The sequence below is a fragment of the Streptomyces sp. NPDC050636 genome (assembly GCF_040654775.1).
GTDB lineage: Bacteria > Actinomycetota > Actinomycetes > Streptomycetales > Streptomycetaceae > Streptomyces.
Map to the genome: position 1 here is coordinate 38370 of NZ_JBFAIP010000035.1, position 14669 is coordinate 53038.

Below are 14669 nucleotides of genomic sequence, written 5' to 3' on the forward strand. Positions count from 1 at the left end.
TTGCGGCGGGGGGCTTGCACAGGGTGGAGGCAGCCGCCGGGAGGGCCGACGGCCCTTGTGGCCGTGGTGTACTCCGCCGGGTCCGGAAACGCCGAGGCGCCCTGCCGGAGGGCAAGGCGCCTAAGGGTGGACCGTCGGGTCAAACGGGCTGCGGGGCGGCCGTTCCCTCGAAGAGGACGAAGGCAGGGTCGACCTGCGCCGCCAGGTCCGTGCCCGTCTTGGCATTGCCCCAGCTTTCCGCGTTCTTCAGATGGAAGTGCACCATCTGGCGGGTGTAGCGCTCCCAGTCGCGGCGCTCGTACGCTTCGTCGGCCGCGGTGTGCAGCGTCGCCAAGGCGCGGCGGTTGGCTTCCTCAAGGCGGGCGAAGCGGGCCGGACGGCCCTTCTCCATGGCGCGCACCCAGTCGGAGTGCCCGACGGTCACCAGCAGGTCGTCGCCCACCTCCGCACGCAGGAACGCCAGGTCGTCCGGGCCCTGCACCTTGTTGCCCACGACCTTCAGGCGGACGCCGAAGTCCCGTGCGTACTCCTTGTACTGGCGGTAGACCGCGATGCCCTTACGGGTCGGCTCGGCCACCAGGAAAGTCATGTCGAAGCGCGTGAACAAACCGGAGGCGAAGGAGTCCGAGCCGGCCGTCATATCGACGACGACGTACTCCTCACGGCCGTCCACGAGGTGGTTCAAGCACAGTTCGACCGCACCGACCTTGGAGTGGTAGCAGGCCACGCCCAGATCGGACTCGGTGAACGGGCCGGTCGCCATCAGCCGCACAGAGGCGTCATCGAGCGGCACGGTCCGTGCGCAGGCGTCGAAGACGGGGTTGTCCCCGCCGGCCCGCAGCAGCCGCGAGCCCTCGCCCGGCGGCGTCGTCTTGATCATCGTCTCGGCGGACGGGATCCGCGGATTGCTGCCGCGCAAGTAGTTCTTGATCAGCGGGAGATGGGCGCCCATCGCGGGAAGCGTGGCGGCCTCCGTCTCGTCCAGGCCGAGGGCGGCGCCCAGGTGCTGATTGATATCGGCGTCCACCGCGATCACAGGGATACGGGCCGCGGCGAGATGCCGGATGAACAGGGAGGACAGGGTGGTCTTACCGCTGCCACCCTTGCCTACGAAAGCGATCTTCATGTTCACCAAGGGTAATCGTCATATTGCTTTCGGTGAGAGGTTTGCGTGAAGAAGACCACTCCTTCGAGGGGCGTGGCCCGGTGGTGCGTAGGGTCGTACCCATGGCTGCAATTTCCGGGGGAACGCCCCCCGTACCCCCGAAAGCGAGCGACGACCCGCTCGCGGCCCTGGCGTCGCTCCCGGGGGTCGCCGAGTCCGTGGACTCCGTACGCAAGGCCGTAGACCGGGTCTACGGGCACCGGATCATGCGCCGCCGCAGCAATGAGGTCACCTCGGAGGCCGCGCTGCGCGGAGCGCGCGCTTCCGCGGCGCTTTCCGGTGCGGACTGGGTGCTTGAGGAGGTCAGGCGGCGCACCGACTTCGGAGTCGACGGTGAGCCGCGGACGGTCGGCGCGGCGCTGCGGCTGACCGCGGAAGCCGGCCAACTGCTGAGCGTATGGCGGCAGTCGCCGCTACGGGTGCTGGCCCGGCTCCATCTGGTGGCGGCCGGCGGTGGCGAGGCGGACGACGCGGTGGGTCGCCCGCGGCTGGCCGGTGAGCCGGTGGACGAACCACTGGTCGAGCTGCCGCTGCCGGACGCCGATGAGGTCGCGGGGCGACTGGACGGGCTGGCGCGGCTGCTGCTGGCCGGTACCGAGGCGCCTGCCCTGGTGACCGCCGCGGTGGTGCACGGCGAGCTGCTGGCGCTGCGCCCCTTCGGGTCGTTCAACGGGCTGGTGGCGCGGGCGGCGGAGCGGATCGTGCTGGTGGGCAGCGGACTGGACCCGAAGTCGATCTGTCCGGCGGAGGTCGGGCACGCCGAACCGGGGCGCGCGGCCTATCTCGCGGCCCTGGAGGGCTATGCCTCGGGCACTCCGGAGGGCGTCGCGGCGTGGATCGCGCACTGCGGGCGCGCGGTCGGGCTGGGCTCCCGGGAGAGCACCGCGGTCTGCGAGGCGCTGCAGCGCGGCGCGGCGTGAACGCGGGGCTGCGGAGCGGGGCGAGGCCATTGGTCAGGGGCCCGGGATTCCGGCTCATCCGCCCCTGAACAGGGGTGCGGCGGTACCCATTTCCTGCGGTACCGCCGCTGGCACGTCTGCCGGGTTACCATGCGTGCACGAAATTTGCCGATCAGGTCGGAATCTTCGTCCGGTTACCTGGTGCGGCTGGCCCGCAATCGACGGGTCGGCGTCGCGTGGGTGCCCGACATTCATGCATCGGTCCGTGGGCCTTACTGCGTTAAAGGTCTTCCTTTCGGATGTCCTTGGTCTCGCGGGCCGTTAAGTCCTTTGTACTACCGATGCGGGATAAGCGGAACCCCAGCCTGCAGATCTTTACGTTCTCCTTCAAACGCGGGTAATACGGGCGAGTCGTTGTCGCGCTGTTTTCCGCCGGCTCGCGTACCAGACCAGGCCCGCGGTGGCGGCCGCCGTGCCCACCGCGGCGATGGCGACGAGTACCGGCCGTGGGGGCAGCGACAGCACCGGCAGCCGCTGCTTGAGCGGGACCGGGCGGTTGAAGGACAGCACCGGCCAGCCGCGGCCGAGCGCCTCGCGGCGAAGCGCCCGGTCCGGATTGACCGCGTACGGGTTGCCGACCGCTTCGAGCATCGGGACGTCGGTCGCCGAGTCGCTGTACGCATAGCAGCGCTCAAGGTCGTAGCCCTCGGACGCGGCGAGTTCCCGGACGGCCTGCGCCTTGGTCGGCCCATAGGCGTAGTACTCGACCTCGCCGGTGAAGCGGCCGTCCTCACCGACGACCATCCGGGTGGCCACGACGCGGTCGGCGCCCAGGAGTTCGCCGATCGGCTCGACGACCTCCGCGCCCGAGGTGGAGACGATCACGACATCGCGGCCGGCGGCGTGGTGCTCCTCGATGAGCGAGGCCGCCTCGTCGTAAATGATCGGGTCGATCAGATCGTGCAGTGTCTCGGCGACGATCTCGCGGACCTGGGCCACGTCCCAGCCGCGGCAGAGCGAGGAGAGATATTCGCGCATCCGCTCCATTTGATCGTGATCCGCGCCGCCCGCGAGGAACACGAACTGGGCGTAGGCGGTGCGTAGTACGGCCCGGCGATTGATCAGGCCACCTTGGTAGAACGACTTGCTGAAGGTCAGCGTGCTCGACTTTGCAATGACGGTCTTGTCCAAGTCGAAGAACGCGGCAGTACGGGGAGTCGAGTGAGGTACGGAGTGGTTTTCCACGGGGTGAGCATAGGGCGCCAACCATTCGGCGTAAGGTGCGGCGTGTGGGTTTGCCTGAGAAGGCTCTCGGGTACACCATGGAAGTCACGGATCGTTCGCGACCGTGCTAACCCGGTCCGGCTCCTCCCCCCCCGAGTCGGCCGTGGGGACGACCCCCGCTCTCCCCCCCGGCGGGGGTCGTCGCATGTCCGGACGCGTTTTGCGTCGTCGGACGCGGATCCGGCCCTTCCTCTTCCCTTCGCGTCGCGGCCTGGCGGTTACCCACACGTCGTTACACACCGTAGTTGTCAGGATGCTCTGCGGAAGCCCCTCTCAAGCCTCAGAAGTAGCCGTTCGTCGCTTGAATAGGTGACGGGGATATTCACAGGCGCGGAGTTGTCCACAGATTTGGGTCAAGATCCCCGGGATTTTCCCGATCGCTGCACCGTAAAAGTCCGCGGAGTTCGCGGATGAGCGAGTTGCGTAGCGATAGGGGGACAGAACGTGGCCGGATCCATGGCATCCGATCGGCCGGCTCGAACCGGAGCGGAACGGGGCGGACCGCTGATCATCACCGAGGACGAACGGCTCCTCGACGATCTTCTCCGGCTGTGCGCGGCGGCCGGCGCGCTGCCCGAAGTGGCGTACGGCCCGCCGGCCAGTGAAGGGGCATGGGAAGCGGCGCCCCTGGTGATCGTCGGCGATGATCGCGCGGCCCGGTTGAGCGGCGTCGGACGCAGAGCCGGCGTCATCCTCATCGGCTCGGACGCACATGACCCCGGGCTCTGGAGGCGAGCCGTCGCCATCGGGGCGGAGCGGGTTCTGACGCTCCCCGGTGACGAGCGCTGGCTGGTGGACCGGATCGCCGACGCCGTCGAGGGAGTCGGACCCCCGGCGCTCACGGTCGGCGTCATCGGCGGCTGTGGCGGCGCCGGAGCGAGCACCCTCGCCTGCGCGCTGGCCGTCACGGCAGCCCGTGCCGGTCGGCCCACCATGCTGGTGGACGGAGATCCTGACCTTGTCCCCGAGAGTTCCCGGCGGGCAGTGCAGGGGGAGGCCGTCCAGGCCCGTCGCTGACCTTCAACTTTGCGCCTCGCGCTTGACCCGATCAGGGAATGATGAAGCCTCGAAAATCCTGAGACTCTGTCGTCCAATCCGAGTATTTGGCTGGATGATCGAGCTGGAGGTTCCGTGTCCCTGGCGGTTGTGCAGGGCATCCGCCCGGAGCTTCGTCTGACGACTCCGGAGGAAGTCGCGGCCTTTGAGCAGGATCTGCTGTCCGAGTTCGTGCTGGCCCGCTTCTCGGCCGGCACTGGTGACGACACCGTGTCGAAGGACGTCGAAGCCGTCGTCCAGGTCCGGTCGTGGCTTGGGCGGCCGATGTGGGAGATGGAACCGGCGGACCTCGACCGCTACTTCGGTGAGGACCGGCGCCATCTGGCGAGTGGCACGAAGGTCCGTATGGCCCAGGGCCTCAGTGTGTACTTCGAGTTTCTTGAGATGCGGCACAAGGCCGACATCCATGCCGCGACGGGGTATGTCGTCGAGTCGCCCCTGGATGAGATCAACAGGCCGCGCGGGGGCACCACCGGGCGGCTGAGAATCCCGCCGACGTGCACTGAGGTGGACCAGTTGTTCTCCGGCTGGCGGGCCGACGTGCCGCAGTCGAGGAAGCCTCTGCCGATCGTGCGGAGCTATACCGCGATGCGGCTGGCGAGCCTGATCGGCCCCCGGGTGTCGGAGCTGTGCCTGGCGAACGTCGACGACATTCACTGGGACCTCGGGTCGTTCGGGAAGATCCTTCTGCGCGGGAAGGGGCACCGCGGCAGCGGCAAGAAGGAGCGGCTGGTCCCGCTGATCAACGGCAGTCGGGCGCTCTTGGAATGGTGGGTTGACGGGCCTCGATGGGAGTACGACGACAGGGCCGACGTTCCTGGGGCTCCGCTGTTCCCCTCCGAACGGCGGGCGGCCGACGGCTCTAGCCTGCGAGTGGACACCGACACCCTCCGCCTGCACTTGAAGAAGTCCGTCGGGGCTCATCTGCCCCGGCAGGCAGGCAACTTGACTCCGCATGTCCTGCGGCACTTCGCTGCCTCCGAGCTCTATCGCCAGGGCGTGGATGTCGTGGCGATTCAAGAGCTACTAGGGCATAAGTGGATCAATACGACCATGATCTATGTGCATGTCAACCGGACTCACATCGAAGACGCCTGGGTCAAGGCCGGTCAGCGGGCACAGATCCGTTTCGGAGGAGCACAGTGAAGTGGAATCTGAGAATGATCGCGGCCCAGCGTGACATCTGGAAGTCCTCCGAACTTCAACGTCTGCTTGCCGAAGCCGGCTTGGTGATCAGTGCAGGCAAGATGTCCAGCTTGTGGGCCGGCCAGCCGGTGACGGTCCGTCTGGACGACCTCGATGTGATCTGCGAAGTGCTGCAATGCGATCCCAGTGACCTTCTCGTGCGGGAACCCGAGAAGGCGCGGGCACGACGGCCCGAGCCGACCGGTCGCGGGGCCCAGGCGCCTGCACTCCGCCCTGCGGCCGGGGAAGGCCGTCGGCGGGGCGGCAGTGGTCGTGGTGGTAGTTCTCGCGGTCTGGTGCCACCTCTGTGACGAGAATCAGGCACCGGACGCCGGTGGCGACCAGCTGCAAGGACTGCGGGGCATGGGGCCATCACCTATACCCGGGAGGCGCCGAGATCCTTTGCGAAGCCTGCCGGCGATGGAAGTACACGTACAACGCCGGCGAATGCCGAACCTGTGGCCAGGTCGCACCGCTGAGGCGTGAAGCCTGCCGGGCCTGCCACAAGCAGGCGGCCTTTGCCGCCGGGCCCGAGAACAAGGCCAAGCTCGACCTGACGACCGCAGCCCGGACGGGGCACCAGCTGGCCTTCGCCAACATGCACCGCGCGATCAGTCTCCGTTTCCCCCGGCAGGCCAAGCAGCCGCACGAGCAGTCATCCGGCCGGTCGATCAGCCTCGTTCCTCCCTGGAGCGTCCAGCTCGAACTCTTTGAGCCTCCTTGGGATTTCAGGTGCCTTCGGGCTTCACCGAAGCTCAAAAGTGGCGCCTGGATGAGCTTTGTGGTCGACGATCCCCGATACGCGCGGTTCGTGATCGACCGTGCGGAAGAACTCGCGGTGGCGCGAGGCTGGAACCAGGCCACCCTCAAGAGAATCCGATGTGGCCTGGCCATCCTCACGGGCCTGCACCAGCCCTTTCAGAAGATCAGGGCGACCACCGCCCATGCTCTCGCCGAGCACGTGGACACTCCCGCGGTGCATCTCATCGACGTTCTCGACGACCTCGAATTACTGGAAGACGATGCCCCCGACCCTGTCGCCGTGTTCATCGCTTCTCGCCTTGCCCCGCTGCCCGACCAGATCCGCAGCGAGGCCGCTGCCTACTTCGATGTCCTTCATCACGGGACGCCGAGGCGCCGGCCGCGTGCCCGGCAGACGATCGAAATCCGGATCCGACTGCTCGTCCCCTTCGCACTTCACTGTCGCGATCTGGGCTATACGACCCTGCGACAGGTCACCCGGAAGGACATCACAAAGTGGCTGGCCAACCGCACGAAGGCCCAGCGGGAGAGCGTGGCTATTCGTGACCTGTTCAAAGTCCTCAAAGCCCGTCGCCTCGTCTTCGTTGACCCGGCCAGACGGATCAAGGTGGGCCACATTGAGCTCCACGCCCCGGCTCCTCTCGCGCCCGACCGGTTGCAGCAAGTCGCAGCCGGTGCGGCCGCCAATCCGGCCTTGCGGGTAGTCGTCGCCCTGGCCGGCATGCACGCGCTCTTCCCGCACGAAATCAGGGCACTTGGCGACAGCGACATCGATCTTGCGTCCCGACGCCTGCGGCATCGGGACGCAACCCGGCCCCTGGACGACTTCACGGCTGAGGCTGTCCGCGAATACCGACGTCACCGGGACCAGCGATGGCCGGGATCTTCGAACCCCTACCTCCTTCGGACTCAGCAGACGGCCAAACGCGATACGTCCGTAAGCCGTTACTGGCTGAAGTCACTGTTCAGAGGGCTGCCTGTGACGGTCGAGAGCCTCCGGCAAGATCGGCTCCTGGAGGAAGCGATCGCCGGGCCGGACCCTCTTCGGATCGCCAAGATGTTCGGCCTCGGAGCTGAGACGTGCCTGCGATACGTCCGAGCGGCCACTCCATCGCCCTGAGACGGTCGCTCTGGTCGCGATCCTGAACCCCGCGGGCCAAGCCCTCTCAGGCTCGTGACGTCCCTCCAGTTCGCCGCTGATGACCTTCAGAATTCGCGAACTCTCGGGCTTCGCTGGGCGGCGGGCTCGACGTCCCGCTGGGCGGGGAGAAGGAGAAGGGCCTGCGCTGGCCCGACTTCTGTGCATCCCGTGGCCGGGTGGCCTGCGGCGCCCTGGAGGAGTCACTGCCGCGGCTGCATTCCTTACGGGTGCTGAGCTGGGACCGCGGCGCCGAGGTCGCCGTCCCGCCACCGGCCATGCGTGCGGTCATGGCGGCGGCGCGCCGCCGCGGCGGGGTGGTGGTCGTGGACCTGCCGCGCCGTGTCGACGAAGCGGTGGCGGAAGCGCTGGCGCAGGTGGATGTGGGGCTGCTGCTCGTCCCGAGGGAAGTGCGGGCGGTCGCGGCGGCCCGGCGGGTGGCGGCCGGCGTCCAAACGGTGCTGCGTGATCTGCGGACGGTGGCGCGCGGCGTCCCGGGGGCGCGTACCGGCTTGGAGGCGGAGGAGATCGCCCGCCTCCTGGAACTGCCCCTGGCGGGCGAACTGCCGTGGGAGGACGGCCTGTTGGAGGAGTCGTCGCGCGGTGTGCCACCAGGGGCGAACGCGCGCGGACCACTGGCCCGGTTCTGTGCGGGGTTCTGGGAACGGGTCCCGGGGGGCGGCGGGGCGGCTTCTGACGAGGCGCGGGGCGGTGTGCGGTCATGACCCGGGAGCTCCTGGAGGTGGTGCGCGGGCGGCTGGCCGAGGCCGGGGCGGAGCCGACGCCGGCGCGGGTGGCGGTGGCGCTGCGGGAGGAGGGGCGGATCCTCGGGGACGCCGAGGTGCTGGGCGTGGTGGCCGCGCTGCGGTCCGAGATGGTCGGCAGCGGGCCCCTGGAGCCGCTGCTGGCCGCGCCCGATGTGACGGACGTTCTCGTCACCGCGCCGGACGAGGTATGGGTGGACCGGGGCGGCGGGCTGGAGCGTACGGAGGTGCGGTTCCGGGACGCGGCACAGGTGCGCAGGCTGGCCCAGCGGCTGGCGGCGGTGGCCGGGCGGCGGCTCGACGACGCCCGGCCGTATGTGGACGCCCGGCTGCCGGACGGTACGCGGCTGCATGCCGTGCTGCCCCCGGTGGCGGTCGCCGGGACCTGCCTCTCCTTACGGGTGCTGCGGCCCCGGGCCTTTGCCCTCGCGGAGCTGGTCGCGGCCGGGACGGTGCCGCCGGGAGGCGAGCGGCTGCTCACCGCGCTGCTGGCCGCCCGGCTGTCGTTCCTGATCACCGGGGGCACCGGCTCGGGCAAGACGACGCTGCTCAGCGCGTTGCTGGGGCTGGTGGGACCGGCCGAGCGGATCGTGCTGGCCGAGGACTCGGCGGAGCTGCGCCCGGACCATCCCCATGTGGTGCGGCTGGAGGCTCGGCCCGCCAACCAGGAGGGCGTCGGGCGGGTCACGCTGCGGGACCTCGTCCGGCAGGCGCTGCGGATGCGGCCGGACCGGCTGGTTGTGGGCGAGGTGCGCGGCGCCGAGGTCACGGATCTGCTGGCGGCCCTCAATACGGGGCATGAGGGGGGTTGCGGCACGGTGCATGCCAATGCCGCCTGCGACGTCCCCGCACGGCTGGAGGCGCTCGGCGCGACCGCCGGCCTGGACCGCGCCGCGCTGCACAGCCAGTTGGCCGCCGCCGTCTCGGTGGTCCTGCATCTCGTACGGGACCGGGACGGCCGGCGCCGGATCGCCGAGATCCATGTCCTGGAGCGGGACCGCGATGGCTTCGTGGTGACCGTACCGGCCGCGATCTGGAGCCCGGACGGCTTCCAAGAGGCACGCGGCTGGGGGCGGTTGGCGGGGTTGTGTGCGCGGGATGGGGGCGAGCGGTGGTGACGGCCGCGTTGATCTCGGGGTGGGTTGCGGTGCTCTGCGCGGGGGGTGCGGGCTGGCTGGCCGGTGGTGGGCGGGACGGCACGGGGCGGCGGGCTCGGGAGTTGCTCGCGGACGGGGCGGGTGGGCGGGCGCCATGGGTGACGGCGGGGCGGCGGCTTGCGCGCCTCGCGTGCCGGGGCCGCATCGGGCGGGAGGTCTGGTGTCTGCCGGTGGGGCTCGGGGTGGGGGTGTTGGGCAGGTCGGTGGTGCCCCTACTCGCCTCGGTGGCGGCTGTGTTCATCGTCCGCCGCCGGCTGGCGGCGCGCGGGGCGGAGCGTGAACGGGACCGGCGGACCGACGAGGTGATCGGCCTCTGTGTCGGCGTGGCGGGCGAGCTGCGCGCCGGGCGGCAGCCGGCGCAGGCCCTGCTCGCCATAGAGGCGCCGGGCCTCGGATCGGCGGGCCCGACGGTTTGGGCGGCAGCGCGCTATGGAGGGGACGTCCCCCGGGCGCTGCGTGCGGCGGCGCGGCTGCCGGGCGCCGACGGGCTGACCGGCATGGCGGCCTGCTGGCAGGTCGCGGTGGAGGGCGGCGCCGGGCTGGCCGCCGGGCTGGAGCGGATCGCGTCCGGGCTCCGTGCCCGGCGTGACCAACGCGAGCAGCTGCGGGCCGAGTTGGCGGGCCCGCGGGCCACAGCGCTGATGCTCGCACTGCTGCCGGTGTGTGGGCTCCTGATGGGCAGCGCGCTCGGCGCGGACCCGCTGCGGGTGCTGCTGCACACCCCGGTCGGCTGGGGCTGCCTGGTGATCGGCGGACTACTGGAGTGGGGCGGGGTGGCCTGGACGGCCCGCATCGTCGCCGATGCGATGCCGGCGGTGGGGCGGACCCCGGACGGGCGCGGACGGAAATCAGCAGCTGTGAGAGGGGAGGGGCGCGGTGAGGCTCGGCATTGACCCGGAAGTTGTCCACAGGGTGGGGATGGCGGCCCCGGTCGTATGGGGTGCGCTGTGCGCGACCGCATGGGTGCGGGAGGCGCACCGCGGCCGGGTCGTACGGAAACGGGTGGCGGCCATTCTGGGCGCGCCCCGGCCGGCACGTCGCATCACGCCGACCGGGTGGCGCGACAGGGTGCGAACCGCAACGGACGGCGATCGTCGGGCCGATGGGCTGAAGGAATGGGCGGGGCCGCTCGGGGCGGCGGGCTTCGTGGCCCTTCTCGTCGGAGGGGTGGCCGGCGTCGTGGCGGGACTCGTCGCGGGCCTCGGAGCGCACCGCTGGCTGGTGCGGCAACGGACGGCGGAGGCACAGCGGTTGGAGCGCGCCGCGGTGCGTAGGGAACTGGCGCCGGCCGGTGATCTGCTGGCCGCCTGTCTCGCGGCGGGAGCCGGGCCGCGGGAGGCGGCCGAGGCGGTGGGCCGGTCGCTCGACGGGGTCGTCGCCGAGCGGCTGCGCCATGTGGCGGCGGAACTGCGCCTGGGCGGCGAACCGGCCGCTGTGTGGTCGAGGTTGGCGGCTCTCCCCGGAGCCGAGGGGCTGGCGCGGTGCATGGAGCGCGCCGGGATATCCGGAGTGCCGGCCGTCGAATCGGCGTCGCGTATCGCCGCTGAGCTCCGTTCCGAGTGGGGCAGAGCGGCGGCCGCGCGGGCCCGGCGGGCGGGAGTGCTGGTCACCCTGCCGCTTTCCGCGTGCTTTCTGCCGGCGTTTCTGACGCTCGGGGTGGCGCCGGTGCTGGTCGGCCTGGCGAGCGGGCTGCTGGGGCGTAACTGATCTGTTGGTGAGGCGAGTTCAAGGGGGTTGGCGATGTTTCGACGGTGGTGGGCGGAGCTGCGTACGGCGCAGCCGGACCGGGGGATGGTCACGGGGGAATACGCCGTGGGGACGCTGGCCGCATGTGCCCTGGCGGCGGTGCTCTTCAAGGTCCTGACCAGCGACGCGGTCCAGGCAAGGCTCGGGTCGATTGTCCAGAGGGCGCTCGATGTCCCGTTCTGAGGGCGCGGGCACCGGCCGCCCCGGTGCCCGCGCCGACGGGCGGATCGTGCGTGACGCGGGCTTTGTGACGGCCGAGGCGGCCGTGGTGATGCCGGTGCTGGTGGTGGTCGTGGCGGCGCTCATCTGGGGCCTGATGGCGGTCTGCGCCCGGATCGAGTGCGCGGACGCGGCACGGGCCGGGGCACGGGCGGCGGCACGGTCGGAGCCGGGACCGGCGGTGCTCCGGGCGGCCCGCGCCGCGGCTCCGCAAGGCGCGCGGGTGGTGCTGGCGCGGGAGGGCGATCTGGTGCGCGTACGGGTCGCGGCCGAGTTGCCGGGTGTGGGCCGGCTGAGGGTACGGGTCGGTGGGGAGGCGGTGGCTCTTGCGGAGGAGACGGTGGGGCGATGAGGGTTCGGCGACGGTGTGGACGGTCTTCGCGGCGGCGGCGCTGTGCGCGGTGTTCGTGGCGCTGATCGGCGTCGGCCAGGCCGTCACGGCGCGGCACCAGGCGGGCGGCGCCGCGGACCTGGCGGCGCTGGCCGCCGCGGATCGCGCCTTCCAGGGCCCGGCGAGGGCCTGCGCGGCGGCGCGGCGGGTGGCGGCCGCCCAGCACACCCGCCTGGTGCGTTGCTCCCTGACGGGGGCGGTCGCCGATGTATCGGCCGAGGCCGGCCGCCGACCGTTCACGTCCCGGGTACGGGCACGGGCCGGGCCACCCGCGGCCGTACGGGGGCGGCGGGACGGAGCCGAGACGGCGGCGATCCGGCCTGCCGGCACCAGGACGGCGGTCATGCGGGCGCGCGGCGCTACGGCGGCCGTGCGGACGTCCCGCCGCTCGCGGAACCCCGGCCCCGGCCCGCTACGCCCCCGGCACCCCGCGCAGCAGCTCTCCCAGAAGGCGGATCGCGCCCCGTTTGTGGAGCGGGTCGTTCCCATTGCCGCATTTGGGGGACTGGATGCAGGACGGGCAGCCGGCGTCGCACTCGCAGGAGGCGATGGCCTGGCGGGTGGCGGTCAGCCACTCGGCGGCCGTGTGGAAGGCGCGCTCGGCGAAGCCCGCGCCGCCGGGGTGGCCGTCGTAGACGAACACGGTCGGCAGCAGGGTGTCCGGGTGGAGGGGGACGGAGACGCCGCCGATGTCCCACCGGTCGCAGGTGGCGAAGAGCGGCAGCATGCCGATGGAGGCGTGTTCGGCGGCGTGCAGCGCGCCGCCCAGCTGCTGGGGATGCACGCGGGCGGCGTCGAGCTGGTCCTCGGTGACGGTCCACCACACCGCGCGGGTGCGCAGCGTCCGCGGCGGCAGGTCCAGCTTGGTCTCGCCCAGCACCTCGCCGGAGATCAGCTTGCGGCGCAGAAAGGAGACGACCTGATTGGTGACCTCGACGGAGCCGAAGCACAGACGGGCGTCGCCCCAGGGGACCTCGGTGTCGGTTTCGAGGATGGAGATGGCGGTGGTGTCGCGCGCGGTCGTGGAATAAGGCGGGTTGGCCTCCTCGACCAGGGCGACATCGTCCTCCAGGTCCAGGTGCCGGACGAGATATGTACGGCCCTGGTGGAGATGGACGGCGCCGTCGTGGACGGTGGTGTGCGCGGCGCCGGCGTCCACGGTGCCCAGCAGCCGACCGGTGCCTTCTTCGACGATCTGCACCGGAGAGCCGCCCTGGCCGCGGATGTCGGTGAGGTCGGCGGCCCGTTCGCGGCGTGTCCAGTGCCAGGCGGTGGCGCGCCGGCGCAGCAGACCCGCGGACTCCAGCTGCGGCAGCAGCCCGGCGGTCGCGGGGCCGAAGAGCGGGAAGTCGGCTTCGGTGAGCGGGAGTTCGGAGGCCGCCGCGCAGAGGTGCGGGGCGAGGACGTAGGGGTTGTCGGGGTCCAGGACGGTGGACTCGACGGGCTGGTCGAAGAGTGCCTCGGGGTGGTGCACGAGATAGGTGTCCAGCGGGTCGTCGCGGGCCACGAGCACGGCGAGGGCGCCCTGCCCGGCGCGTCCCGCCCGGCCGGCCTGCTGCCACAGCGACGCCCGGGTGCCGGGATAGCCGGCGATGAGTACGGCGTCGAGGCCGGAGACGTCCACGCCCAGTTCGAGCGCGGTGGTGGCGGCCAGGCCGAGGAGACCGCCGCTGTGCAGGGCGCGTTCCAGCGCTCGGCGTTCCTCGGGCAGATAGCCACCGCGGTACGCGGCGACCCGCGAGGGCAGCGAGCGGTCCACCTCCGCGAGCCGCTCCTGAGCGATCAGGGCGATCAGTTCGGCGCCGCGCCGGGACCGTACGAAGGCGACGCTGCGGACGCTCTGGACGACGAGGTCGGTGAGGAGGTCCGCGGTCTCGGCGGTGGCGGTGCGGCGGACCGGGGCGCCCTGCTCGCCGTGCAGTTCGGTGAGCGGCGGTTCCCACAGCGCGAAAACCAACTCGCCCCGGGGCGACGTGTCCTCCGTGATTTCCACCACGGGCAGACCGGTGAGCCGGGTGGCCGCCTGTGCGGGTTCCGCGGCGGTGGCGGAGGCGAGCAGAAACGACGGCTCGGAGCCGTAGCGGGCGCAGACGCGGCGCAGCCGGCGGATGACCTGCGCGACGTGGGAGCCGAACACCCCGCGATAGGAGTGGCACTCGTCGATCACGACATACCGCAGCGCGCGCAGGAAGGAGGACCAGCGGGCGTGCCCCGGGAGGATGCCGCGGTGCAGCATGTCGGGGTTGGTCAGGACGTAGTTGGCGTACTGGCGGACCCATTCGCGTTCCTCGACGGGGGTGTCACCGTCGTAGACCGCCGGCCGGACAGCCGTGCCGAGCGGGTCGGCCAGCTCGCGTACGGCGCGCCGCTGATCGGCTGCCAGGGCCTTGGTGGGGGCCAGATACAGGGCCGTGGCCCCCCGGCCATTGGGCGCCTCGGAGCCGTCCAGGAGTGTGGAGAGGACCGGCGCGAGATACGCCAGCGACTTGCCCGAGGCGGTGCCGGTGGCGACGACGACCGACTCGCCGCGCAGCGCGTGTTCGGATGTCCGTGCCTGGTGGGCCCAGGGGCGATCGATTCCGGCCGAACGGATGGCATCGATCACTTCCGGCCGGATCTGTTCGGGCCAGTCGGCATGGCTGCCGATCCGCGGGGGCAAGTGCTCCGTATGAGTGATGCGCGCAGCGCGGGTCGCGCCCCGGGCGAGACGGTCGAGAATCATGCCTGGGGACGGGCTGGCGCCCGCATCCGGCGGGAGTCGATTGGAGGCCATCGGCACCGAGTGTGTCACCGGAGTGACGGACAATGCCGGCAAGGCGTCGTGCATGCTGCTTGTAAGTGATTGAATGCCATCGCGGCTGCCGATCCGCCCCTACCTACGGTGGGGAGGCCCCAGGGGGGCG

12 protein-coding genes and 3 pseudogenes are annotated in these 14669 nt (G+C 71.2%); 12 read left to right on the top strand and 3 right to left on the bottom strand.

From position 1 onward, the window contains the following. Window positions 1–139: 139 nt before the first annotated feature. Window positions 140–1126 carry an ATP-binding protein gene (locus AB0I10_RS23810; protein WP_363154587.1) on the bottom strand — a complete coding sequence of 329 codons (987 nt, stop codon included), beginning with the start codon at window positions 1124–1126 and terminating at the stop codon, window positions 140–142. 101 nt (window positions 1127–1227) lie between these two features. Here AB0I10_RS23810 and AB0I10_RS23815 point away from each other — a divergent pair, with 101 nt between their 5' ends. Beyond that, the gene (locus AB0I10_RS23815) at window positions 1228–2085 is read left to right on the top strand and encodes an oxidoreductase (RefSeq protein ID WP_363154588.1); all 858 of its coding nucleotides are present in this window, start codon (window positions 1228–1230) and stop codon (window positions 2083–2085) included. A 366-nt stretch (window positions 2086–2451) separates the two neighbouring features. Here the strand turns inward: AB0I10_RS23815 and AB0I10_RS23820 are convergent, their stop codons facing one another. Further along, window positions 2452–3309 (bottom strand): HAD-IB family hydrolase, encoded by an 858-nt coding sequence (locus tag AB0I10_RS23820; protein WP_363154589.1) that lies wholly within the window; start codon window positions 3307–3309, stop codon window positions 2452–2454. A 495-nt stretch (window positions 3310–3804) separates the two neighbouring features. Between AB0I10_RS23820 and ssd (AB0I10_RS23825) the strand changes: the two are divergent. From ssd (AB0I10_RS23825) to AB0I10_RS23875, 11 genes and pseudogenes are all read left to right on the top strand, one after another. Further along, window positions 3805–4302, top strand: a pseudogene (ssd, locus tag AB0I10_RS23825) (septum site-determining protein Ssd); the annotation flags it as partial. A 177-nt stretch (window positions 4303–4479) separates the two neighbouring features. Further along, window positions 4480–5550 carry a tyrosine-type recombinase/integrase gene (locus tag AB0I10_RS23830; RefSeq protein ID WP_363154590.1) on the top strand — a complete coding sequence of 357 codons (1071 nt, stop codon included), beginning with the start codon at window positions 4480–4482 and terminating at the stop codon, window positions 5548–5550. Continuing rightward, window positions 5547–5900: a helix-turn-helix transcriptional regulator gene (locus tag AB0I10_RS23835; protein ID WP_363154591.1), complete on the top strand. Its 354-nt coding sequence runs from the start codon at window positions 5547–5549 to the stop codon at window positions 5898–5900. Before AB0I10_RS23830 ends, AB0I10_RS23835 begins: the two co-directional genes overlap by 4 nt. 23 nt (window positions 5901–5923) lie before the next feature. Further along, entirely contained in the window at window positions 5924–7471 is a 1548-nt protein-coding gene (locus AB0I10_RS23840; RefSeq protein WP_363154593.1) for a hypothetical protein, read from the top strand. A gap of 113 nt (window positions 7472–7584) precedes the next feature. After that, window positions 7585–8214: pseudogene (gene ssd, locus AB0I10_RS23845) on the top strand (septum site-determining protein Ssd); the annotation flags it as partial. Next, on the top strand, window positions 8211–9371 hold the full coding sequence (locus AB0I10_RS23850) for a TadA family conjugal transfer-associated ATPase (RefSeq protein WP_363154594.1): 1161 nt from the start codon (window positions 8211–8213) through the stop codon (window positions 9369–9371). The pseudogene ssd (AB0I10_RS23845) and the gene AB0I10_RS23850, both read left to right, overlap by 4 nt. Then, window positions 9368–10303 (top strand): type II secretion system F family protein, encoded by a 936-nt coding sequence (locus AB0I10_RS23855; RefSeq protein ID WP_363154595.1) that lies wholly within the window; start codon window positions 9368–9370, stop codon window positions 10301–10303. The genes AB0I10_RS23850 and AB0I10_RS23855 overlap by 4 nt, the downstream gene beginning before the upstream one ends. Further along, a complete protein-coding gene (locus AB0I10_RS23860) occupies window positions 10287–11117 on the top strand; it encodes a type II secretion system F family protein (protein WP_363154597.1) in 831 nt (276 codons plus the stop codon). The genes AB0I10_RS23855 and AB0I10_RS23860 overlap by 17 nt, the downstream gene beginning before the upstream one ends. Window positions 11118–11150: 33 nt before the next feature. Continuing rightward, a complete protein-coding gene (locus AB0I10_RS23865) occupies window positions 11151–11339 on the top strand; it encodes a DUF4244 domain-containing protein (protein ID WP_363154598.1) in 189 nt (62 codons plus the stop codon). Beyond that, window positions 11326–11727, top strand: coding sequence for a TadE family type IV pilus minor pilin (locus tag AB0I10_RS23870; RefSeq protein ID WP_363154599.1), 402 nt, complete (start codon window positions 11326–11328; stop codon window positions 11725–11727). The genes AB0I10_RS23865 and AB0I10_RS23870 overlap by 14 nt, the downstream gene beginning before the upstream one ends. A gap of 13 nt (window positions 11728–11740) precedes the next feature. Further along, window positions 11741–11974: pseudogene (locus AB0I10_RS23875) on the top strand (Rv3654c family TadE-like protein); the annotation flags it as partial. Window positions 11975–12178: 204 nt separating this feature from the next. Here the strand turns inward: AB0I10_RS23875 and AB0I10_RS23880 are convergent. Next, window positions 12179–14593: a DEAD/DEAH box helicase gene (locus tag AB0I10_RS23880; protein WP_363154601.1), complete on the bottom strand. Its 2415-nt coding sequence runs from the start codon at window positions 14591–14593 to the stop codon at window positions 12179–12181. Window positions 14594–14669 lie beyond the last annotated feature (76 nt).

Bases quoted from the DNA above. Each gene is read 5' to 3' on its own strand.
- AB0I10_RS23810 (WP_363154587.1), bottom strand. From the start codon at position 1,126: ATGAAGATCGCTTTCGTAGGCAAGGGTGGCAGCGGTAAGACCACCCTG.
- AB0I10_RS23815 (WP_363154588.1), top strand. From the start codon at position 1,228: ATGGCTGCAATTTCCGGGGGAACGCCCCCCGTACCCCCGAAAGCGAGC.
- AB0I10_RS23850 (WP_363154594.1), top strand. From the start codon at position 8,211: ATGACCCGGGAGCTCCTGGAGGTGGTGCGCGGGCGGCTGGCCGAGGCC.
- AB0I10_RS23865 (WP_363154598.1), top strand. From the start codon at position 11,151: ATGTTTCGACGGTGGTGGGCGGAGCTGCGTACGGCGCAGCCGGACCGG.
- AB0I10_RS23870 (WP_363154599.1), top strand. From the start codon at position 11,326: ATGTCCCGTTCTGAGGGCGCGGGCACCGGCCGCCCCGGTGCCCGCGCC.
- AB0I10_RS23880 (WP_363154601.1), bottom strand. From the start codon at position 14,593: ATGCACGACGCCTTGCCGGCATTGTCCGTCACTCCGGTGACACACTCG.